This is a genomic window from Catellatospora coxensis, from assembly GCF_016862635.1.
Taxonomy (GTDB): domain Bacteria; phylum Actinomycetota; class Actinomycetes; order Mycobacteriales; family Micromonosporaceae; genus Catellatospora; species Catellatospora coxensis.
This window is the reverse complement of record NZ_BONI01000020.1, coordinates 82,581-103,905: the sequence shown is the minus strand read 5'-3', so window position 1 is coordinate 103,905 and position 21,325 is coordinate 82,581. Positions and strand designations below refer to the sequence as shown.

The 21,325-nt window shown below is 71.8% G+C and carries 17 protein-coding genes; 16 read left to right on the top strand and 1 reads right to left on the bottom strand.

Features of this window, described 5'->3' with window-relative positions:
* Window positions 1–109: 109 nt before the first annotated feature.
* The 3 genes from ndk to Cco03nite_RS14330 are packed head-to-tail and all read left to right on the top strand — an operon-like array spanning window position 110 to window position 4,383.
* Window positions 110–520, top strand: a complete 411-nt coding sequence (ndk, locus tag Cco03nite_RS14340; RefSeq protein WP_203692558.1) for a nucleoside-diphosphate kinase — start codon at window positions 110–112, stop codon at window positions 518–520.
* A 21-nt stretch (window positions 521–541) separates the two neighbouring features.
* Window positions 542–1,864 carry an SWIM zinc finger family protein gene (locus tag Cco03nite_RS14335; protein ID WP_203692557.1) on the top strand — a complete coding sequence of 441 codons (1,323 nt, stop codon included), beginning with the start codon at window positions 542–544 and terminating at the stop codon, window positions 1,862–1,864.
* Window positions 1,861–4,383, top strand: a complete 2,523-nt coding sequence (locus tag Cco03nite_RS14330; protein WP_203692556.1) for a hypothetical protein — start codon at window positions 1,861–1,863, stop codon at window positions 4,381–4,383. Before Cco03nite_RS14335 ends, Cco03nite_RS14330 begins: the two co-directional genes overlap by 4 nt.
* 155 nt (window positions 4,384–4,538) lie before the next feature.
* On the opposite strand, the gene Cco03nite_RS14325 is transcribed toward Cco03nite_RS14330, so the two are convergent.
* Window positions 4,539–5,153: a PASTA domain-containing protein gene (locus Cco03nite_RS14325; protein ID WP_203692555.1), complete on the bottom strand. Its 615-nt coding sequence runs from the start codon at window positions 5,151–5,153 to the stop codon at window positions 4,539–4,541.
* A 426-nt stretch (window positions 5,154–5,579) separates the two neighbouring features.
* Here Cco03nite_RS14325 and Cco03nite_RS14320 point away from each other — a divergent pair, with 426 nt between their 5' ends.
* The 13 genes from Cco03nite_RS14320 (at window position 5,580) to rpmA (ending at window position 21,058) form a co-directional block, all read left to right on the top strand.
* On the top strand, window positions 5,580–6,710 hold the full coding sequence (locus Cco03nite_RS14320) for a Fic family protein (RefSeq protein ID WP_203692554.1): 1,131 nt from the start codon (window positions 5,580–5,582) through the stop codon (window positions 6,708–6,710).
* Window positions 6,711–6,844: 134 nt separating this feature from the next.
* Complete coding sequence (locus Cco03nite_RS14315; protein WP_203692553.1) at window positions 6,845–7,792, top strand: terpene synthase family protein; 948 nt, start codon at window positions 6,845–6,847, stop codon at window positions 7,790–7,792.
* A gap of 261 nt (window positions 7,793–8,053) precedes the next feature.
* Window positions 8,054–11,170, top strand: a complete 3,117-nt coding sequence (ileS, locus tag Cco03nite_RS14310) for an isoleucine--tRNA ligase (RefSeq protein ID WP_203692552.1) — start codon at window positions 8,054–8,056, stop codon at window positions 11,168–11,170.
* A gap of 228 nt (window positions 11,171–11,398) precedes the next feature.
* A complete protein-coding gene (locus tag Cco03nite_RS14305) occupies window positions 11,399–12,091 on the top strand; it encodes a lysophospholipid acyltransferase family protein (protein WP_203692551.1) in 693 nt (230 codons plus the stop codon).
* Window positions 12,092–12,172: 81 nt separating this feature from the next.
* On the top strand, window positions 12,173–14,125 hold the full coding sequence (locus Cco03nite_RS14300) for a TIGR03960 family B12-binding radical SAM protein (protein WP_203692550.1): 1,953 nt from the start codon (window positions 12,173–12,175) through the stop codon (window positions 14,123–14,125).
* A 46-nt stretch (window positions 14,126–14,171) separates the two neighbouring features.
* Window positions 14,172–14,927 (top strand): TIGR03936 family radical SAM-associated protein, encoded by a 756-nt coding sequence (locus Cco03nite_RS14295; protein ID WP_203692573.1) that lies wholly within the window; start codon window positions 14,172–14,174, stop codon window positions 14,925–14,927.
* A 154-nt stretch (window positions 14,928–15,081) separates the two neighbouring features.
* The gene (locus Cco03nite_RS14290; protein WP_203692549.1) at window positions 15,082–17,751 is read left to right on the top strand and encodes an Rne/Rng family ribonuclease; all 2,670 of its coding nucleotides are present in this window, start codon (window positions 15,082–15,084) and stop codon (window positions 17,749–17,751) included.
* A 126-nt stretch (window positions 17,752–17,877) separates the two neighbouring features.
* Complete coding sequence (locus Cco03nite_RS14285) at window positions 17,878–18,420, top strand: hypothetical protein (protein ID WP_203692548.1); 543 nt, start codon at window positions 17,878–17,880, stop codon at window positions 18,418–18,420.
* A gap of 43 nt (window positions 18,421–18,463) precedes the next feature.
* A complete protein-coding gene (locus tag Cco03nite_RS14280) occupies window positions 18,464–18,955 on the top strand; it encodes a hypothetical protein (RefSeq protein ID WP_203692547.1) in 492 nt (163 codons plus the stop codon).
* 115 nt (window positions 18,956–19,070) lie between these two features.
* Window positions 19,071–19,583 (top strand): hypothetical protein, encoded by a 513-nt coding sequence (locus Cco03nite_RS14275; RefSeq protein ID WP_203692546.1) that lies wholly within the window; start codon window positions 19,071–19,073, stop codon window positions 19,581–19,583.
* Between the two features lie 161 nt (window positions 19,584–19,744).
* A complete protein-coding gene (locus tag Cco03nite_RS14270; RefSeq protein ID WP_203692545.1) occupies window positions 19,745–20,236 on the top strand; it encodes a hypothetical protein in 492 nt (163 codons plus the stop codon).
* A 241-nt stretch (window positions 20,237–20,477) separates the two neighbouring features.
* Entirely contained in the window at window positions 20,478–20,792 is a 315-nt protein-coding gene (gene rplU / locus Cco03nite_RS14265) for a 50S ribosomal protein L21 (RefSeq protein ID WP_155374923.1), read from the top strand.
* Window positions 20,793–20,800: 8 nt separating this feature from the next.
* On the top strand, window positions 20,801–21,058 hold the full coding sequence (gene rpmA, locus Cco03nite_RS14260; RefSeq protein WP_191841170.1) for a 50S ribosomal protein L27: 258 nt from the start codon (window positions 20,801–20,803) through the stop codon (window positions 21,056–21,058).
* The last annotated feature ends 267 nt before the right edge of the window (window positions 21,059–21,325 follow it).

The window sequence follows — 21,325 nt, the reverse complement described above, 5'->3', positions numbered from 1 at the left end:
ATGACCTTAGGCGGGTCCGTCGATCGAGGAAAGTGCAGTTCGGTAGGCTGATGAGCCCACCTCGTGTTGCCGCAGGTGGGGACATGTGTCGCCTTCAAGGAGGAAGTTCGTGGCGGAACGTTCGCTCGTGCTGATCAAGCCGGACGCGGTGCGCCGTGGCCTGGTCGGGGAGATCATCTCGCGTTTCGAGCGCAAGGGGCTGACCGTCGACGCGCTCGTGCTGCGCACGATGGACGCCGACCTCGCCGACGCGCACTACGCCGAGCACGTGGAGAAGGCGTTCTACCCGCCGCTCAAGGCCTTCATGACCGCCGGTCCGCTGGTCGCCGCGATCGTGTCCGGCGACGAGGCCATCGCGGTGATCCGCCTGCTGGTCGGCGCGACCGACGGCCGGGCCGCGGCCGCGGGCACCATCCGCGGCGACCTGTCGCTGTCGAACCGGGAGAACCTCGTGCACGCCTCCGACTCGGCCGAGTCCGCCGAGCGCGAGATCAAGCTCTGGTTCCCCGAACTGTCGTAGCCCGTCCCTACGGTGGCCGCCATGTCGGTAGCCACCTATTCGTACCCGGGGCCCTCCGCGCTGACCGCGGAGGGTCTCGCGTTGCAGACGTCCGGCGGGTGCGCCCCGCACCCCCGGTTCTTCGACGGGTTCATGACCACCCCGCAGACCGTCGCGGCCGGCCTGCTCGCCGTCGCCGAGGTCGCCCGCGCCCGCTACCACCAGCGCACCGACTGGACCAGCCTCGACCCGGTGGTCACCGGCAGCGAGGACATGCTGCGGTTCGAGTCGTTCAGCGGCTGCTGCGGGGTGTACGCCCGGATGGACGTGCTGCCGTCCGGCCTGGACGGTGAACGCCCCGAGCACGGCACCACGAACGTCGACGTGAACGTGCCGCTGCAGCTCGCGCTGGCCCGGGTCGGCGGGCTGGACCCGCTGCACCTCGCCGTCGGCCCCCAGGACCTGACCGTGTCCACCATGGACGGCTCCGTGGTCGAGCGCAAGGTGCCGCTGCCCGGCCGCTGGCTGCGCGGCTTCGCGCAGGTGCACGCGGTCACCGCGGGCATGGAGCCGCGGGTGCGGATCGGCGCCGCGGCGGCCGCCGAGTTCCTGCGCCGCCTGCCGAAGGACCGCAGCACGCTGTGGGCGGTGCCCGCCGGGCAGGGCCTGCGGCTCACCGCCCGGCCCGTGCCGGGAGCGGTCTGCCTGACCGGCGCGGACCGGCTCGGCGCGCTGCGCGGGCTGCTGCGGCACGCGACCGCCCTGACGGTGTACGGCCCGGCCGTGCGCGCCGGCAGCGCCGCCGTCGCCTCGGTGTGGGAGCTGGAGACGCCGACCCTGCGACTCTCGCTGACGCTGTCGCCCGAGCCCTACCGCGGCTTCTCCGGCGAGGGCGCGGTGCTGTCCGCGCTGGCCTCCGACGACGCCGCCGACGCGGCCGACCGGATCAGCGAGCTGCTCAGCCTCGCGCCCACCCTCGACGCCGACGCGCTGGCCACCGCCACCGGGCTCACCGCGGCGCAGGTCCGGTCCGGGCTGGCGCTGCTGGGCACCGCCGGGCGGGTGGGCTACGACGCCGCCGAGGCCACCTACTTCCACCGGGTGATGCCGTTCGGCACCGCGGCCGCCGAGAAGCTCAACCCGCGCCTGGCGGGGGCCAAGGCGCTGCTGGAAGCCGGGGCGGTGACCGTGTCCGGCGACGTCGCCGCGGTACGCGGCACCGAGGGCGTCTACCAGGTCCGGCTCGTCGACGGCACGCCGGCGGGCTGCACCTGCCGGTGGTGGGCCAAGCACCGGGGCGACCGGGGACCGTGCCGCCACCAGCTCGCGGTGCGCCTCACGGTGGCGCAGGAGGTGCCGGCGTGACCTCGGCCGATGCGCAGGAACCGGAGCACGCCGTGGCGACGGGCGATGTCGCGGCGGGTCCGGAGGAGCTGCGGCGCGCTGTGGAGGCCGCCGACGTGACCGGTGTCGTGGCCTGGGTGCGCCGAACCGGCGAGAAGCAGCGCCGGGCGGCGTTCGCCGAGCTGGCCGCCGCCGCCCGGCAGCCGGCGGAGGACTGGCAGACCTCGCAGCGGCGGGCTCCGGCCCGGATCGTCGCGCTGGTCGGCTGCGCGTCGACCGCGAAGAAGGCCGTGACCGCGCTGAACCGCGGGCAGCTCCGCTGGGGGCTGCGCGCGGCGCAGCCCGCCCCGGTGCTGGAGGTGCTGCGCCTGCGGCAGGTGCCGTGGATCGGCGAGTTCGCGCAGCTGATGGCCGACCGGCTGCCCGTCGACGGGGGGTGGAGCGCATCCGGCCACTGGCAGCTCGTGGACTTCCTGGTCCGGGAGAGCGGCTGCGCCGTGCCGACCGGGGAGGCGTTCACCGCCTGCTGGATCGACGCGATGCGGAACGCCTCCGATGCCGACGTCGCGGTGCGGGACAGCCCGTACACGGCGGCGCTCGTGCCGATGCTGTTCACCCATGACCGGCTCGGGTCGCGGCTGGACTACGAGTACGAGCAGGACGCGCGGGGGTTCGTGCCCGCTCTGATCCGGCTCGGCGCGGGGGACGCCGCCGTGCGCCGGCTGCTCGTCGAGGGCTGCCGGTCGCGGCTGCTGCGCGGGGGCAAGCCGGGGGAGCTGCGCGCGTACACCCGGCTGCACGAGGCGCTGGCCGTGTCGCCGCAGGAGGCGGCGGCCGGGGCCGGGGACTACCTGCGCCTGGTGGAGGCCGGCAACTCCACGGTCGCGGGCATGGCGCTGAAGGCGCTGCGCGGGGTCGATGACGCCGGGCTGCTGGCCTGGGACACGCTGCGCGACGTCGCCGGGCTAGCGCTCGCCCGGCCGGAGAAGACGCTGGTCAAAGCACAGACTACGTGGCTGCGGCAGGTGGCGCGGCGGCGACCGGAGCACGCGGCCGAGGTCTCCGCGCTGCTGTCGGGTCCGGCGTCGACCACGTCCGAGCCGGTGCCGGCCGCGCTGCCGATTCCCGTCGCGGCACCGCTGGGGCCGCCGCTGGGCAGCCTCGCGGAGCTGGCCGAGGAGCTGTCGGCGCTGCTCGCGGGCGACCGGTCGGTGCCGACCGTGGAGCGGGTGCTGGCCGCGATCGCGTACTGGCGGGTGAAGGACCAGGAGGCGCTGGCGCTGACGGTGCGGCCGCTCGTGGACGCGGGCCGGGCCTGGTGGGGAAAGCTGGCTGAGCAGATGCGCGAGATGCTGCTCACCGTGACCGTCGTGGGCGGACGGTCTGCCCGCTGGTGGCAGCTCGCCGACCTGTTCCGCGGCGACGGCGCGGTGCAGGCCAAGGCGCTGCGCAAGATGCGCGGCAGCAGCAGCGGCCTGCACCTGGTGCTCGCGGCCCGCCTCGCGGAGATGTCCGTGCAGCTGGTCCGGCAGCCGGTGCCGCTGCTGATGGCGACGCCGACGCACGCCAACGGCCGGCTGGAGGCCGCGGAGCTGCTGCGGCGGCTGGAGCAGGCCGAGCGCGAGGGGTGGCAGCCGTGGGCGCTGGACTTCGAACAGGCCCTGCTGCGGTTGCCCCGCGAGACCGACCCGCAGGTGGTCGCCGCGGCACTGCGGCTGCGCTCGCCCGCCGGGGCCGCCTTCGCCCGCTGGGTCAGCGGGCCGGTGCCCGACCCCGTGTCGCTGCGCCGCCAGCAGCGCGCCGACCCGAAGCCGTCCAGCTACTACTCGTGGCAGCGCCAGCCCGCGGTACGCCGGGTGGTGGGGCTGAAGCCACCGGAGCACGCGGGCCCGCTGGTCCTGGAGACGATGACGGTCGTCCGGCCCGACCACCCGGCCGTGGCCTCGGGAGACGTCGAGGAGCCGCAGCTGTGGGCGGCGGCGCTGCCGTCGCACCGGGAGGTGGTGGCCGCATCCGCGCTGCCGATGCTCGCCGCGAACGCCGACCTCGACCACGAGGGCGGTGGCGTGCTGCTGGCCCACCTGGCAGAGGGCGAAGGCCCGGTCGGTCCGGCGGTGCACCTGGCATTGGCGTACGGCCTCGCGGCGCGCGCGGCGGCCGACCGGATCGCCGCCGTCGACGGCCTGCTGGGCCTGGCCGCGACCGGGGACCTCGACGCGGCGGCGGTCGGGCGGGAGCTGGGCGAACTGGCCGCGGCGGGCGTGCTCAAGGTGAACCGCTTCGCGTCGGCGCTGGACGAGGCCGCGCAGGCCGGTGCGGTCGCCGCCACCTGGCAGATCGCCGTCGCGGCACTGGCACCGCTGGTCGCGCTGGACAAGGCACGCCCGGCCACGGCCGACCTGATGGCGCTCGCCGTACGGTGCGGCCGCTCGGGCGATGCCGCGCAGTTGCCGCCGGAGGTCACCGCGCTGGCCGAACGGGGTGGTTCGAGCCGCCTGGTCGCGCACGCCCGCGAACTCCGGGCACTGGTCGCGGCCTGACCTACGGTGAACCGCCGGCACCCGGCGAGGGCTGCCCGCCCGCCGGACCGATGGCCGCCGCAGCCGGCTGCGGTGCAGGTCAGAGCCCTCAGATGTTAAGAAGGGCACCTTCTTCTACGCGTAGCGTGAAGAAGGTGCCCTTCCTTTGTGGAGGGTCAGCCCTTGCCGTTGCTGACGCTGGTGTTGGTGAGGATGATCTCCGTGTCGGCGGCGACCTTGGTGCCGGCCTTCACGGACTGCTTGACGACCTTCCAGCTGACGAGCAGCGTCAGGTCCTTGCCGTCCTCGCCGACGAACTTCACGTTGGTGAAGCCGGCGTCGGCCAGGATCTTCTCGGCGTCGGTGGCCTTCTTGCCGACCACGTTCGGCACCGCGATCAGCGTCGGCCCGGGGGTCGGCGACGGCGACGGGGCGGCGGTCGGCGACGCGGCCGCGGTGGGGCTGGCGACGGCACTGGGGCTGGCCGCGGCGCTCGGGCTGGCGGCCGGGGGCGCGACGGTGGCGGTGGCGACCGCGGACGGGGACGCCGACGGGTCCACGTCCTTCTTCTGCCACCACTTCATGTACGCGAAGCCGCCGCACAGCAGCAGGAGCAGGATCAGGAGCAGCAGGAGGAGCAGGAGCAGCCAGCGCTTGCGGCCGCCCTTGTCGTCGTCGTCCTTGTCGTCCTTGTCCTTGTCGTCCGCGCCGTGCGCCGGCTTGTAGTCGCCGCCCTTGTCGTCGGCGGGCGGCGGGGTCGGGGCGGGGGTGTTCTCGTCGGGGTCTGACACGTCAGGTGCCTCTCGATATCCGATGTGTACTCACGCAGCAGCACGTATGCAAACATCGGCCATGATGGCGGTCCACGCAGCTCCGGTCACTAGACCGCTGGTAGCGTCCACAGCCGCCGAACGGTCAGCCATCGACCCAGGCAGCGGCGGAGAAGTGGCCACGCGGCCTCCGTGCCTGCTGACAGCGGTCCTGGTGGCAGGCAAGTCGATCACTGTCGGATTCCGGCCAGCAATGCGACGTCGGCAGGGGCAGCGGCTCTCACGCTTCGGCGCCCCGGTCCATGATCGTTCGACTTGCCTGGCACCTGTGCGTATCTTGAGCCCGCTTTCGACCACCTGCCTGGCAAGTCGAACGATCATGGTGCGGGATGCGCCCGTGCACAAGAAACCGGGGCTATTGTGCTACTAGGCTAGTAGCATGGTGGGATGCTGCTGCAGACCCCGAAGCTGGACGCCGACGATCTGCGTGTGCTGGGCGAGATCGACCAGATGCGCGCGGACCTGCAATTGCACGTCCGCGCCCGCCCGCACTGGACCGGCCAGCTGCGCCGTCAGCTCACGGCGGCCGCCATCCAGGGGTCGAACACCATCGAGAAGATCACGATCGGCATGTCCGACGCACGTGCCGTGGTCGAGGGTCAGCCAATGTCAGTGGACGTGGCCGACGACACGCAGTTGGCGATCCGCGGGTATCGCGACGCGCTCACCTATGTGCAGCAGGCCCCGCACATCGCCGACTTCGAGTACCACCGCTCGCTGCTCTCGGCGCTGCATTTCATGATCGTCAAATACAACATGTCGAAGTGGCCGGGCCGCTACCGCAGCGGCGGCATCTTCGTGACGGGCTCCGACCCGCTACGGCCGGCCTACACCGGGCCCGACCCGGAAATGGTTCCCGAACTCATGGACGAGCTCGTCGACTGGCTCAATGCGGGGGACCTGGATCAGCCCGCGCTGGTGCGGGCGGCGATGGCGCACCTCAACCTGGTCTCCATTCATCCCTGGCGCGACGGCAACGGCCGGATGGCGCGTTGCCTGCACACGCTGGTGCTGGCCCGCGACGGGGTGCTCGCGGCCGAGTTCTCCTCGATCGAGGAGTGGCTGGGGCACGAGATCAACACGCTGGCCTACTACCAGGCGCTGCAGAGCCGGGGCGAGACGTTCCAGCCGGACGCCGACTGCCACACCTGGGTGCGGTTCGTGCTCTCGGCGCACCACCAGCAGGCGCAGACGGTACAGGCGCGGATCGACTACACGGTCGTGCTGTGGCGGGCACTGGAGGCGGTGGTCGCCGAGCGAGGGCTGCCCGAGCGGACGGTGTCCGCGTTGTACGCGGCGGCGCTGGGGGAGTTGCGGCGGGCCACGTACCAGGGGGACGAGGAGCTGAGCCGGGATCAGGCGATCCGGGACGTGCAGGCGCTGGTGAAGAACGGGCTGGTGAAGCCGAAGGGCAACGCGGTCACCAGGGTCTACCTGATCGACGGCGTGGCCCGGGAGGCGCACCTGGCGGCGATGGACGCGGTGCGCAAGCCGATGCGGGAGCCGTACCGGCGCTGAGGTGGCACGCCGGGGGGATTGACATCGATCTTTGCCACTTGTGTAATGGATCGTGAACCCATCGTGATGATGGCCTGCGCTGTTCTGCGCCGCCGTCGCCCCCCGTGCACCGCCTCCCGGAACGGAGGACCGCCGTGTTCGCCATCCCCCCGGTCGACTGCCCTCTCGCCTCGCGCATGTCACCCCACGTCGCCCTCGCCGAACAGGACCTGACCGGCTGGGCCCGCAAGTGCGGGCTGATCAGCGACGGTGACGGGCAGAGCTGGCTGGCCGGCGAGGCGTACGCCGGACATGCCGGCCGGATCTTCCCCGACGCGCGACCGGACGACCTCGCCCTGCTCGCCATGATCTTCGCCTGGTTCTACCTGGTGGACGACGTCTGCGACGGCACGGCGCACCCCGAGCCGCCCCGGCTGCGCCGCTTCGTGACCGAGCTGCTGGCCCTGCTGCACGGCTCCGACTCGCCGACCGAGGTCTTCGCGGGCCCGGCCCGCCTGATGCTCACCGAGATCTGGGCCGTGCTGCGCGAGCGCATGCCCGAGAGCTGGCAGGCCCGCTTCACCGACGCGGTGGCGGTGCACCTCGACGGCGTGATCACCGAGGCGGAGAACAAGGCCGCGGGCCACCTGCCCGGCGTCGACGAGTACGTGGAGCTGCGCCGGGCGGCGTCCGCGGCGGAGGTCTCCCACCTGCTCACCGAGCTGGCCACGCACACCCACCTGCCGGACGCGATCTACCACCACCCGGCGCTGCGCGAGGTGCGGCTGGCCGGCACGGACCTGCTGTCCTGGTTCAACGACCTGTACTCGCTGGACAGGGACATCGCCACCGCGGGCGGGCACAACCTGGTGCTGGCGATCTCGCACGAGCGGCGGCTGTCCGTCGAGGCGGCGGTGCAGGAGGCGGTGGACATGTGGCAGGAGCGCATGGACGGCTTCGCCCCGCTGCGGGCCCGGGTGCCGTCGTTCGGCACCCAGTTCGACCCGGCGGTGCACGCCCACCTGGACGGGGTGGCCGGTTCGGTGCGCGGCACGCTGGACTGGACCGTGGTCAGCGGGCGGTACCGGGGTGAGACCCGGTAGGGCGACTCACCCGAAACCCGGTGGACGGTCGGGGCGGTGGCGGCGGTAACCTGGAGCGCACAGGCATCGACCCGGCCATCACCGGTGAGCCTCCGGAAGAACGGGTCGCACCGGCCCCAGTAGAACCGGACGGGACGGCCCGTCACAGCCGACACGAGCGGTCCGCCGTGCACCTGCGGCGGGCAAGCGAGGTGGTACCGCGGGCCCCGGCTCGTCCTCGCACTGTGAGACGACAGTGACGAGTGTGACGAGGAGCCCGCGATGGCTTACCCACTGCACGACGCGGCGGCCGACGGCGTGACCGCGAGCCCCGACCTGCCCGCCCTGGAGCGGCGCGTGCTCGACTACTGGGCCGCCGACAAGACGTTCGCGGCCAGCGTGGAGCAGCGCGACGCCGGGGCGAAGGGGTCGAACGAGTTCGTCTTCTACGACGGCCCGCCGTTCGCCAACGGCCTGCCGCACTACGGGCACCTGCTGACCGGCTACGTCAAGGACGTGGTGCCGCGTTACCAGACCATGCGCGGCCGCCGGGTCGAGCGCCGGTTCGGCTGGGACACCCACGGCATGCCGGCCGAGGTCGAGGCGGAGAAGCAGCTCGGCATCACCACCAAGGCCGAGATCCTCGACATGGGCCTGGCCGAGTTCAACGAGGCCTGCCGCACGTCCGTGCTGCGCTACACCAGCGAGTGGGAGCGGTACGTCACCCGGCAGGCCCGCTGGGTCGACTTCGCCAACGACTACAAGACCCTCGACCTGGACTACATGGAAAGCGTCATGTGGGCCTTCAAGACCCTGCACGACAAGGGCCTGGTGTACGAGGGCTTCCGGGTGCTGGCGTACTGCTGGCGCTGCGAGACGCCGCTGTCCAACACCGAGACCCGGATGGACGACGTCTACAAGGACCGGCAGGACCCGACGCTGGCGGTGAAGTTCCAGCTCGACAGCGGCGAGAAGGTCGCGGTGTGGACGACGACGCCGTGGACCCTGCCGAGCAACCTGGCGCTGGCCGTCGGCCCGGACATCGACTACGCGGTGATGGAGAAGGACGGCGAGAAGCTGCTGCTGGGCGCGGCCCGGGTCGGCTACTACGCCAAGGAGCTGGAGGGCTACGAGCAGACCGGCACCGTCAAGGGGTCGGACCTGGTCGGCAAGCGGTACACGCCGCTGTTCCCGTACCTGGTGGACCACGCGGGCGAGCACGCGTACCAGGTGCTCGGGGCGGAGTTCGTGACCACCGAGGACGGCACCGGAGTGGTGCACCTCGCGCCGGCGTTCGGTGAGGACGACCAGAACACCTGCAACGCGGCGGGCATCCCGACCGTGGTGACGGTCGACGAGCGGGCGCGGTTCACCGCGCTGGTCCCGGCGTACGAGGGCCAGCAGGTCTTCGACACCAACAAGGCGATCATCCGCGAGCTCAAGGACCGCGGCGTGGTGCTGCGCCACGAGACCTACACCCACTCCTACCCGCACTGCTGGCGGTGTGACACCCCGCTGGTCTACAAGGCGGTGTCGAGCTGGTTCGTGAAGGTCACCGCGTTCCGCGACCGCATGGTCGAGCTGAACCAGCAGATCAACTGGACCCCGGAGCACGTCAAGGACGGCTCGTTCGGCAAGTGGCTGAGCAACGCCCGGGACTGGTCGATCAGCCGCAACCGGTTCTGGGGTTCGCCGATCCCGGTGTGGGTCTCCGACGACCCGAACTACCCGCGCACCGACGTGTACGGCTCGCTGGCGCAGCTCGAAGAGGACTTCGGCGTGAAGGTCACCGACCTGCACCGCCCGTACGTCGACGAGCTGACCCGGCCGAACCCGGACGACCCGACGGGCAACTCGACCATGCGCCGGGTGCCGGAGGTGCTGGACTGCTGGTTCGAGTCCGGTTCGATGCCGTTCGCCCAGGTGCACTACCCGTTCGAGAACACCGAGTGGTTCGAGAACCACTACCCGGGCGACTTCATCGTCGAGTACATCGGACAGACGCGCGGCTGGTTCTACACCATGCACGTGCTGGCCACCGCGCTGTTCGACCGGCCCGCGTTCCGCAGCTGCGTGAGCCACGGCATCCTGCAGGGGTCTGACGGCCGCAAGATGTCCAAGAGCCTGCGCAACTACCCCGACGTGTACGAGATGTTCGACCGCTACGGCGCCGACGCGATGCGCTGGATGCTGATGAGCAGCCCGGTGCTGCGCGGCGGCGACATGGCGGTCAACGAGGCGGGCATCCGCGACTCGGTGCGCCAGGTGCTGCTGCCGCTGTGGAACGTGTACTACTTCTTCACGCTCTACGCCAACGCCGCCGGGCACACCGCCCGGCCCCGGACCGACTCCACGCACGTGCTGGACCGCTACGTGCTGGCCAAGACCCGGGAGCTGGTGGAGACCACGACGGCCCAGCTCGACGCGTACGACCTGTCGGCCGCCTGCGCCGGGGTGCGGACCTACCTGGACGCGCTGACCAACTGGTACGTGCGCCGCAGCCGGGACCGCTTCTGGGCCGGTGACGCCGACGCCTTCGACACCCTTTACACGGTGCTGGAGACGCTGGCCCGGGTGGTCGCGCCGCTGGCGCCGCTGACCGCGGAGGAGATCTGGCGCGGCCTGACCGGCGAGCGCTCGGCGCACCTGGCCGACTGGCCGGACGCGGCGGCGCTGCCGGCCGACCACGACCTGGTCGCCACCATGGACCGGGTGCGCGAGGTCTGCTCGGCGGCGCTGTCGCTGCGCAAGGCCAAGGGCCTGCGGGTGCGCCTGCCGCTGTCGTCGCTGACCGTGGCGACGCCGGACGCGTCCGGGCTGCGCGACTTCGCCGAGCTGATCGCCGACGAGGTCAACGTGAAGTCGGTCGAGCTGAGCGACGACCTGACCGGCCACTGCGAGCAGGTGCTCACGGTGGTGCCGCGGGTGCTCGGCCCGCGCGTCGGCGGCTCCGTGCAGCAGGTGATCAAGGCGGTGAAGTCGGGGGACTGGTCGCTGGTCGACGGGGCTCCGGTCGCCGCGGGAGTCACCCTGCAGGAGGGCGAGTACGAGCTGAAGCTGGTCGCGGCCGACGCGGAGCACTCCGCGCCGCTGCCCGGCGACGCCGGTGTGGTCGTGCTGGACACGGCGGTCACCCCGGAGCTGGAGGCCGAAGGGCTGGCCCGCGACGTGGTCCGGGTGGTGCAGCAGGCCCGCCGCGAGGCGGACCTGGCGATCACCGACCGGATCGCGCTGACCGTGCAGGCGTCCGACGAGGTGGCCGCGGCGGTGCGTACGCACCAGGCGTTCCTGGCCGCCGAGACGCTGGCCGACAGCGTGAGCTACGGCGCGGTCGACGGCGGCTTCACGGGTGAGGCCGGCGACGGCGGCAACGTGACGGTGGCGGTCACCCGCAGCTGACGGGTTCACGAACGGGGCGCGGCCTGTGCCGGAAATGTCACAGGCCGCGCCCCGGTCCGTATGCGGCGCAACGTCTGCGCAGCTCAGAGCCATGTTCCAGCCCGGAGGGCGGGCGCGGAGTATCTCAGACTCCGGGCGCGTAGGCGATCTGTTCCGGGGGTATGGGCAGGCTCAGGGGACTACGGTAAGTTCATCGCCCGGCTAGCTCATCACCTGTGGAGGCAGAAAGTGCCGGTGCTCTATACGGTCGGATTGTGGACGGTGGCGCCCGCGATCAAGCTCGGCTGGCGCCCCACCATCGAGGGTGCGGAGCACATCCCCGCCGACGGTGGCGCGATCTTCGCGGGCAACCACCTCTCCGTGGCCGACGAGCTGTTCCTGGGCTCCGCGGTCGGCCGGCACATCTCCTTCTGGGCCAAGGAGGACTACTTCGTCGGCACCGGTCTGAGCGGCCTGTTCTTCCGCACGCTGATGGGCGGGCTGGGCGCGATCCCGGTGCACCGCTCCGGCGGCCGGGCCGCGCTGAGCGCGTTCGACGCGGCGATCCCGGTGCTCCAGGAGGGCGGCCTCGTCGCCGTGTACCCGGAGGGCACCCGCTCGCCCGACGGCCGGCTCTACCGCGGCCGCACCGGTGTGGCGCGGCTCGCGCTCGCCGCGGACGTGCCGATCATCCCGGTCGGCATGATCGGCACCGAGAAGGTGCAGCCGATCGGCCAGGCCCTGCCGTCGCTCAAGCCCGGCCAGGTCACGGTGAAGTTCGGCAAGCCGATCGAGGTCGGGGCGTGGAAGGACGCCGAGTCGGCGAGCACCGCCGCGCGCGAGATCACCGACACCGTGATGATGGCCATCCAGCAGCTCACCGGGCAGGAGTACGTGTCCCGATACGCTCCGAAGCGAAGCTCCGGCGACGCGGAGCAGTAGACACGCAGGTGGCAACCGGACATCGGGTTCACAATCGCCCGAGGTCCGGGTGCTCCGTGCGACCGCGTACCCTTGATACCCATGCGTGGCGAGTCGGTCTTTCCCCAGCTTGAGCAGTTGCTGCCTCTGATCAGCAAGCCGATCCAGTACATCGGCGGTGAGCTGGGCTCCGTGGTCAAACCATGGGAGTCGGCCACCGTCCGCTGGGTGCTGTCGTACCCGGACGCGTACGAGGTGGGCCTGCCCAACCAGGGCGTGCAGATCCTGTACGAGGTGCTCAACGAGCGGGACGACGTGCTCGCCGAGCGCACCTACGCGGTCTGGCCCGACCTCGAGCAGCTGATGCGCGAGCGCGGCGTGCCGCAGTTCACCGTCGACAGCCACCGCGCGGTCGGCGACTTCGACCTGTTCGGCCTGTCGTTCTCGACCGAGCTCGGGTACACGAACATGCTCACCGAGCTGAGCCTGGCGCAGATCCCGCTGCTCGCCGCCGACCGTGACGAATCGCACCCGATCGTGGTCGCGGGCGGCCACGCGGCGTTCAACCCGGAGCCGATCGCCGACTTCGTCGACGCCGCCGTGCTCGGCGACGGCGAGGAAGCCGTGCTGGAGATCACCGACATCGTCGCCGCGTGGAAGCGCGAGGGCAGCCCGGGCGGCCGGGACGAGATCCTGCTGCGCCTGGCCAAGACCGAGTCGGTGTACGTGCCGCGCTTCTACGACGTGGACTACCTGCCCGACGGCCGCATCCAGCGCGTCGTGCCCAACCGCGCGGGCGTGCCGTTCCGGGTGCACAAGCGCACCACCATGGACCTCGACGCGTGGCCGTACCCGAAGAAGCCGCTGGTGCCGCTGGCCGAGACGGTGCACGAGCGGTTCGCCGTGGAGATCTTCCGGGGCTGCACGCGGGGCTGCCGCTTCTGCCAGGCCGGCATGATCACCCGTCCGGTGCGCGAGCGCTCCATCACCACGGTGGCGCAGATGGTGCACGACGGGCTGGAGTTCTCCGGCTTCACCGAGGTTGGCCTGCTGTCGCTGTCCAGCGCCGACCACTCCGAGATCGGCGACATCTGCTCCGGGCTGGCCGACCAGTACGAGGGCACCAACGTCTCGCTGTCGCTGCCCAGCACCCGGGTGGACGCGTTCAACATCGACCTGGCGCAGGAGCTGGCCCGCAACGGCCGCCGCACCGGTCTGACCTTCGCCCCCGAGGGCGGGTCCGAGCGCATCCGCAAGGTGATCAACAAGATGGTGTCGGAGGAGGACCTGATCCGCACCGTCACCACGGCGTACTCCAACGGCTGGCGGCAGGTGAAGCTGTACTTCATGTGCGGCCTGCCCACCGAGACCGACGAGGACGTGCTGCAGATCGCCCGGCTGGCGCACAACGTCATCAAGTCCGGCCGCCAGGCGACCGGCAGCAAGGACATCCGCTGCACCGTGTCGATCGGCGGGTTCGTGCCCAAGCCGCACACCCCGTTCCAGTGGGCGCCGATGGAGCGCCCCGAGGTCATCGACGCGCGGCTCAAGGCGCTCAAGAACGAGATCAACTCGGACCGCTCGCTGGGCCGGGCCATCGGCTTCCGCTACCACGACGGCGAGCCGTCGCTGATCGAAGGCCTGCTGGCGCGCGGTGACCGCCGCGTCGGCGCGGTCATCCGCAAGGTATGGGAGGACGGCGGACGCTTCGACGGCTGGAGCGAGCACTTCTCGTACCGCCGCTGGGTCGACGCCGCCGAGGCGGTGCTGCCGGGCTTCGGCGTGGACCTGGACTGGTTCACCACCCGCGAGCGCGAGCAGTCCGAGGTGCTGCCCTGGGACCACCTGGACTCGGGCCTGGACAAGGACTGGCTCTGGCAGGACTGGCAGGACGCGCTCACCGAGTACGAGCAGGACGACTGCCGCTGGACGCCGTGCTTCGACTGCGGCGTGTGCCCGTCCATGGACACCAGCATCCAGATCGGGCCCACCGGACAGAAGCTGCTGCCCATCACGCCGGTCAACACCGGCCTGCGCGTGCCCGCGGAGGCCTGACGTGGGACGCACCAAGAACCAGCCGACGGGCGGCCAGGCTCCCGTCGTGCAGCGCATCCGGCTGCGGTACACCAAGCGCGGCCCGATGCGCTTCACCTCCCACCGCGACTTCGCCCGCGCCGTGGAGCGGGCGATCCACCGGGCCGGGATCCCGATCGCCTTCTCGCAGGGCTTCACCCCGCACCCGAAGATCTCCTTCGCCAGCGCCGCGCCCACCGGGGTGGCCTCCGAGGCGGAGTACCTGGAGATCGGCCTGCGCGAGCGGGTCGATCCGGCGGACCTGTGCAAGGCGCTCGACGCGGCGCTGTCGCCCGGCCTGGACGTGATCGAGGCCGTGGAGGCGAACACCCCCGGCAGCCTGGCCGACCGGATCACGGCCTCGTCGTGGCGTATCGAGCTGCCCGGCGTGAGCGACGAGCAGCTCGCCGCCGCCGTGGCGGCGTTCGTCGCGCAGAGTGAGGTCCTGGTCGAGCGCATGACCAAACAGGGCCGCCGCACGTTCGACACCAGGGACGCCGTGGCGTCCATCGCGGCTGTCTCGTCACAGACCTCACCACCTGGCGTGGTCGGGGCAGTCCCGTGTGCGATACTCGACCTTGTCGTGCGGCAGGTCACTCCCTCCGTACGGCCCGATGACGTCCTGTCCGGCCTGCGCGTGGTTGCGGACCTGGAGCCGTCGGCGCCCCATTCACTGAAAAGTGCCAGGGCGACCCGGCTGGCACAGGGCACGCTGACCCCCCAGGGGGAGATCGTGGATCCGCTCGACGTGGATCGCGACCCCGTCGCCATCGGCGAGCGTTGACCCGACCGGTCTCCGCTCTCGGCAGACTTCGGCGGATGCCCGTCCGAGCGCCTCGACAGGCGCTCTGACGGGCGACCCCGGCGGCAAACACCGGTGCTCCTGAGTGGCTGCGTTGTGACGCGCCCGGGACCGCCAGAACTGGAGAACAGTCCGGATGCTCGACCACGAGCCCGCAGATCGGCACGAGAATGCCGACAACGTTTCGCAGAACCCGCCGAGCGCGGCGACTGACCAGCCCGGTGCCGTGACCGGCGAGAACACCGGCGGCGACGCCGGCATGGGCGCCCCTGTGACGCCTGAGCCCGCTGCCGTGACGCCTGAGCCGGTGATGGCCCAGCCCGCGATGCCGGAGGCGGCCGCCGCGGAGGGCGCGGCGGAGCCCGAGGCCGCGCCCACCCGTCGGCGCACCCGTAAGCGTGCCGCCGCCGCGGCCCCGGAGGCCGTCGAGGACGGCGCGGGGGAGTCCGTGGAGGAGCCCGCGCCCGTCAAGAAGGCGACTCGGCGCCGGAAGAAAGCCGCAGAGCCGGACATCTCCGGCGAGTCTGGGGCGAATGACGTAACGGAGCCCGTGCTTCCGGCTGTCGAGGAGCTCGCGCCCACCGTGGCCGACGCGCTCGACGAGGAGGCCGAAGAGGACGAGGAGGCGGCCGAGGCCGCCGCCGCGGCCGCCGAGCAGGTGGGCGAAGCCCCGCGCCGGCTGGCCCCGTCCGTGCTGTTCATGGCTCCTGAGGCGACGGCAACGCCGGTGCGCCCCGTGGCCGCCGCGCGGCCCGCGCCGGTCGAGGAGCCCGTCGAGGCAGTCGAGCCGGCCGAGACCGGCCGCCGCCGCAAGCGCCGCCGTGGCCGGGACGAGGAGGAGGCCGTCGTCGAGGCGGAGGCCGCCGAGCCGGTCGCCGCCGACGAGGAGCAGGACGAGGACGAGGGCGAGGAGAACGGCCGCGCCCGCCGCCGCCGGGGCCGCCGTGGCCGTGGCCGGGGCAAGGGCGGCGCGGACGACAACGGCGACGAGGAGCAGCCCGAGGCCGTCGAGGCCGAGGAGGAGGCGACCGACGAGGACGGCGAGCCGCTGACCCGCCGTCGCCGTCGCCGCCGCCGCAAGGGCGCCGGGGACGAGGGCGCCGAGGCCGAGGACGGCGTGCACACGGTCGTCCGCATCCGCGAGCCGCGTGCCGCCAGCGACGAGGTGCAGGGCGTCTCCGGCTCGACCCGGCTGGAGGCCAAGCGCCAGCGCCGCCGGGACGGCCGCGAGCAGCGCCGCACCCGCCCGCCGATCCTCACCGAGTCCGAGTTCCTGGCCCGCCGCGAGGCGGTCGACCGGGTCATGGTCATCCGCGAGAACCCGGACCGCACGCAGATCGCGGTCATGGAGGACGGCGTGCTCGTCGAGCACTACGTCACCCGCGCCTCCACCGCCACCATGGTCGGCAACGTGTACCTGGGCAAGGTGCAGAACGTGCTGCCGAGCATGGAGGCCGCCTTCGTCGACCTCGGCCGGGGCCGCAACGCGGTGCTGTACGCCGGTGAGGTCAACTGGGACGCGGCCGGGCTGGAGGGGCGCCAGCGCTCCATCGAGCAGGCGCTGAAGTCCGGCGACTCGGTGCTGGTGCAGGTGACCAAGGACCCGATCGGGCACAAGGGCGCGCGGCTGTCCAGCCACGTCGCGCTGTCCGGCCGGCACCTGGTGTACGTGCCCAACGGCAACGCCTCCGGCATCAGCCGGAAGCTGTCCGACGTGGAGCGCAAGCGGCTGCGCGACATCCTCAAGAAGCTGGTCCCCGAGGGCGCGGGCGTGATCGTGCGCACCGCCGCCGAGGGCGCCTCCGAGGAGGACCTGGAGCGCGACGTGCTGCGCCTGCAGGCGCAGTGGGAGGACATCCAGGCCAAGGCTGCCGAGGGCGGCGCGCCCGCGCTGCTGTACGGCGAGCCCGACCTGGTCGTCCGGGTGGTCCGCGACCTGTTCAACGAGGACTTCAAGGAACTCGTGGTGCAGGGCGACAACGCCTACGACACCGTGCAGACCTACCTCGGGCACGTCTCGCCCGACCTGGTGGACCGGGTGCACCGGCACACCGGCGTCTCGGACGTGTTCGCGACGTACCGCATCGACGAGCAGATCCTCAAGGGCCTGGACCGCAAGGTGTTCCTGCCCTCCGGCGGCCACCTGGTGTTCGACCGCACCGAGGCGATGACCGTCGTCGACGTCAACACCGGCAAGTACACCGGTGTCGGCGGCAACCTGGAGGAGACGGTCACCCGCAACAACCTGGAGGCGGCCGAGGAGATCGTGCGCCAGCTGCGGCTGCGGGACCTCGGCGGCATCGTGGTGATCGACTTCATCGACATGGTGCTGGAGAGCAACCGCGAGCTGGTGCTGCGCCGGCTGACCGAGTGCCTGGGCCGGGACCGGACCAAGCACCAGGTCACCGAGATCACCTCGCTGGGCCTGGTGCAGATGACGCGCAAGCGCATCGGCGCGGGCCTGCTGGAGGCGTTCAGCGAGCCGTGTGAGCACTGCAAGGGCCGCGGGGTCATCATCCACACCGAGCCGGTCTCCGAGCGCCGCGCGCCGGTCCACGCCGCGCCGCCGGCCCAGCTGCCGCCGGCGCCGGTCAAGCAGGCCGCCGCGCCGCCCGCGCCGAAGCAGCAGAAGGCGGCGGCCGCGGACGCGGGGTACTACGACACCGAGGGCTACGACCTGTCCCGGTACGAGACGGCGGCGGTCGAGGACGACGACGAGGCGGGCGAGGAGCCCGGCGAGGACGGCGGCGACACCCCCACCAGGCGGCGTACCCGCCGCGGCGGTCGGCGGCGCACCCGCCCGTAGACCGACCAGGATCGTCCGCGGTCGATATGCCCGCGGAGAACTCGCATAAGCTGCCCGGGGTATGTGTGCACCACATCCCCGGGCAGTTCGCTGTCCCGGCACCCCCGCAGAGCCTGGAGGACCCCTATGCGACGCATCCTTGCCGCCGCCGTGCTCGGCGCGGCGCTGCTGACCGCCACCGCCTGCTCCGGTGACCCGACGCGGCCGAATGCGGGCTCGGGACCGTCGGCCGGGGCTACGACCGAGGCGAGTCCGGGCGCGAGCGCCGCACCGGGCGTCTCCGGCGCCGTCACCGGGACCACCGACCCGAAGGCGACCTGCGCCGCGGTGATCGCCGAGAGCAAGAAGTTCGTCGCGAACCTGGTGGTCAGGGCCGAGGAACTCGGCGCCTCGCTGAGCGACCCGGAGAAGGTCAAGGTCTTCTTCGACGCGCTGGGCAAGGACTACGTGGCGCTGTCCAGCACGGTGAAGGCCGAGGCGGCCAAGACCGCCGATCCGAAGCTGCGCAAGGCGCTGGAGGACCTCGCGAAGGCCCTGGACGCCGCGGTGGCGCAGCTGAGCGACCCGCAGAAGCTCGCCGAGGACCCCTCGAAGATGCAGCAGATCCTGTTCAGCCCGGACCTGACCGCGGCCAACGAGGCGCTGAACGAGATCTGCCCGGCAGCCTGACGACGTACGGCGACCCCGCACCACCCCTCTGGAGGCAATTCCCATGCGACGTTTCCTGACCGCCGTCCTGGTGGGCGTGTCCCTGCTCGGCGCGAGCGCGTGCGCCGACGACACACCCGGCCCGGCGTCCTCGCCCAGCGCGGCCGCCGCGCCCGCGCCGAGCGGCTCGACGGCGGCCACGGCGGTCTGCGCCGAGTTCGACAAGGTCTTCAACGGCAAGGCCCGGACCGACCTGACCACCGCGATCGGCGGTGTGCTCAAGGCGCGGGCCGGCACCGACGCGGCGAAGACCCAGGCCGCGGAGACCAAGCTGCGCGAGGCGCTCACCGCGCTGGAGACCCAGATCACGGGGGTCGGCGCGGTCGCCGCCGACCCGGCGGTCAAGGCCGCCTTCGACCAGGTCGCGGCGAACGTCCGGCAGACCGCTACCGATCTGGCGTTCCTCGACGGCGTCACCAAGATCTCCGAACTTGAGGCGAAGCTCACGCCGGCCCTGCTGTCCTGGATCATGCCTTTGGCCAGGATCTGTCCCTGAGGCCGTTATCAGGCCGTCATCAGGCTTCCCTAAGCTGCCCCGGGGCTATCACGCCGCCCCGGGGCGGCTTTGTCCGCCACCGTCACCTCTCACGTGCCAAAGGACCCTCTCGCACATGCGCCGCGTTCTGACCACCGCCGTCCTCAGCCTGACCCTGCTCGGCGCCGCCGCGTGCGCCGCCGACCCGGCCGAGACCACGGCCACCCCCTCGTCGTCGGCCGCCCCGGCTGCCTCCTCCGCCGCTCCGGCCGCGCCCACCGGCACCCAGAGCAAGGAAGCGACGTGCCTGGCGTTCAACATGATGGGCATCAGCGAGGAGAGCCTGGGGGTGCTGGCGGCCACCACCAAGATCATCGGCGCGGCCATCGACGACGAGGAGAAGGCCAAGACCCACGTTCCGGCACTCGTCACGGCGATCGAGGCCTACCGCGCCCAGCTGGCCAAGCTCTCCGCGGACACCGCCGATGCCGAGGTGAAGGCGGCTCTGGAGGCGGACATCGCCACGGTGGCCGGTGCCGCGCAGGCCCTGACGGCCGCGAACGGCGACTTCGACAAGGTGATCGCGGTCCTCGAAGGCACCGCTCTGGACATCCACGAGAACAAGACCTCGAAGCTCTGCGCCCCCTGAGGCTGCCGATCCCGTTGTCGGCCACCGTGGCTAGGCTGCCACGGTGGCCACAAACGAGGGTTCGGCGTGTACGAGGCTGAATCCCCGGCCATATGACAAGTAAGCACGGGTGTCGCCGCCGAGGTGGCGCACCCGATCACCCCGCATAGACAAGGAAGAACATGCGACGGATTCTGGCTACCGCCACCCTCGGTCTCGCGCTGCTGGGCATGACGGCCTGTGCCGACACCGACACCCCGACCCCGGGCGCTTCGGCTTCGGTCCCGGCCGCCGCCACCAGCGCCGCCGCTGCGGCCATGGACAAGGCTGCGGCCTGCGCCGCGTACACCAAGGCGGAGGACGCGGCCAAGGCCCCGCTCATGGAGCTGGCGCTGCAGCTGGACACCATCAAGGCCGACCCGGCCAAGGCGCAGGAGGCGGTGGGCAAGCTGACCAAGGCGTTCACCGACTTCCAGGCCGCCCTGGAGCCGATCGCGGCCGGCGTGAACGACGCCGAGCTGAAGGCCGCCGTCGAGTCCGACATCGCCACCCTGAAGAAGGTCGGCCCGGCCATCGCCGCCTCCGGCGGCGACGTCACGAAGGCGATGGCGGCCCTGGAGACCCCGGAGTTCGAGAAGGGCGGCGAAGCCGTCCGCGCGCTCTGCGGCAAGTGATCGCCGCCCCGGCGCGCGGTGACCGCGGTCACCGCGCGCCGGGCCAGGGGGTGCCCGGTTTGGGCATCGGGCCGGGCATGACGTAGTCTTCTCCACGGTGCCCATGACAGGGCGCTGCATGCGTGCGTGTGTGCCGGCCGTCTTCGGCCAGGACTGCCGAGCGCAACAAGTAGTAAAGAGTCGACCCGCCTCGCGGGTCGATGAACCAACCGCCAGCACCTACGACAGGAGTCCGCGTCCCATGTACGCGATCGTCAAGACCGGCGGCAAGCAGTACAAGGTCGCCGAGGGCGACGTGATCGAGGTCGAGAAGCTCGCGGGCGCGCCCGGCGACGTGGTGGCGCTGTCCGCAGTGCTGCTTGTTGATGGCAGCGACCTGGTGACCGACGCGGCGAAGCTTGCCAAGGTTTCTGTTTCCGGTGAGGTCGTGGCCCACACCAAGGGCCCGAAGATCCGGATCCACAAGTTCAAGAACAAGACCGGCTACCACAAGCGGCAGGGTCACCGTCAGCCGCTGACCCAGGTCAAGGTCACCGGCATCAAGAGCGGGAAGTAGGCCTCGAGATGGCACATAAAAAGGGTGCATCCAGCTCGCGCAACGGTCGCGACTCCGCCGCCCAGCGGCTCGGCGTGAAGCGCTTCGGCGGTCAGGTCGTCAGCGCCGGCGAGATCCTCATCCGCCAGCGCGGCACCAAGTTCCACCCGGGCGACCTGGTCGGCCGTGGCGGCGACGACACGCTGTTCGCGCTCGCCGCGGGCTCGGTGCAGTTCGGTCTCAAGCGGGGCCGCAAGACCGTGAACATCGTTCCGGTCGAGGCCTGACAGTTCGTCGGAGGCGGGAGGGCGCGCGAAGCGCCTTCCCGCCTTTGCCGTTTCCGGCCCCTGGCCACGCCGCGATGAGACGCGGCTAACGCCCCGACCCGGAACACCCGGCCCCCACCGCGCGCTGCCCTAGGGGCACGCCCCACGGACACCCGCGCCCCGGCTCTCGCCGACCGGCCGAGGCCGACCCCCGCGCCGCAAGTCTTAAAGACATGCGGCTTAGGGAGGCCACCTTGGCCGCGACTCTTTAAGAGTTGCGACAGGGGG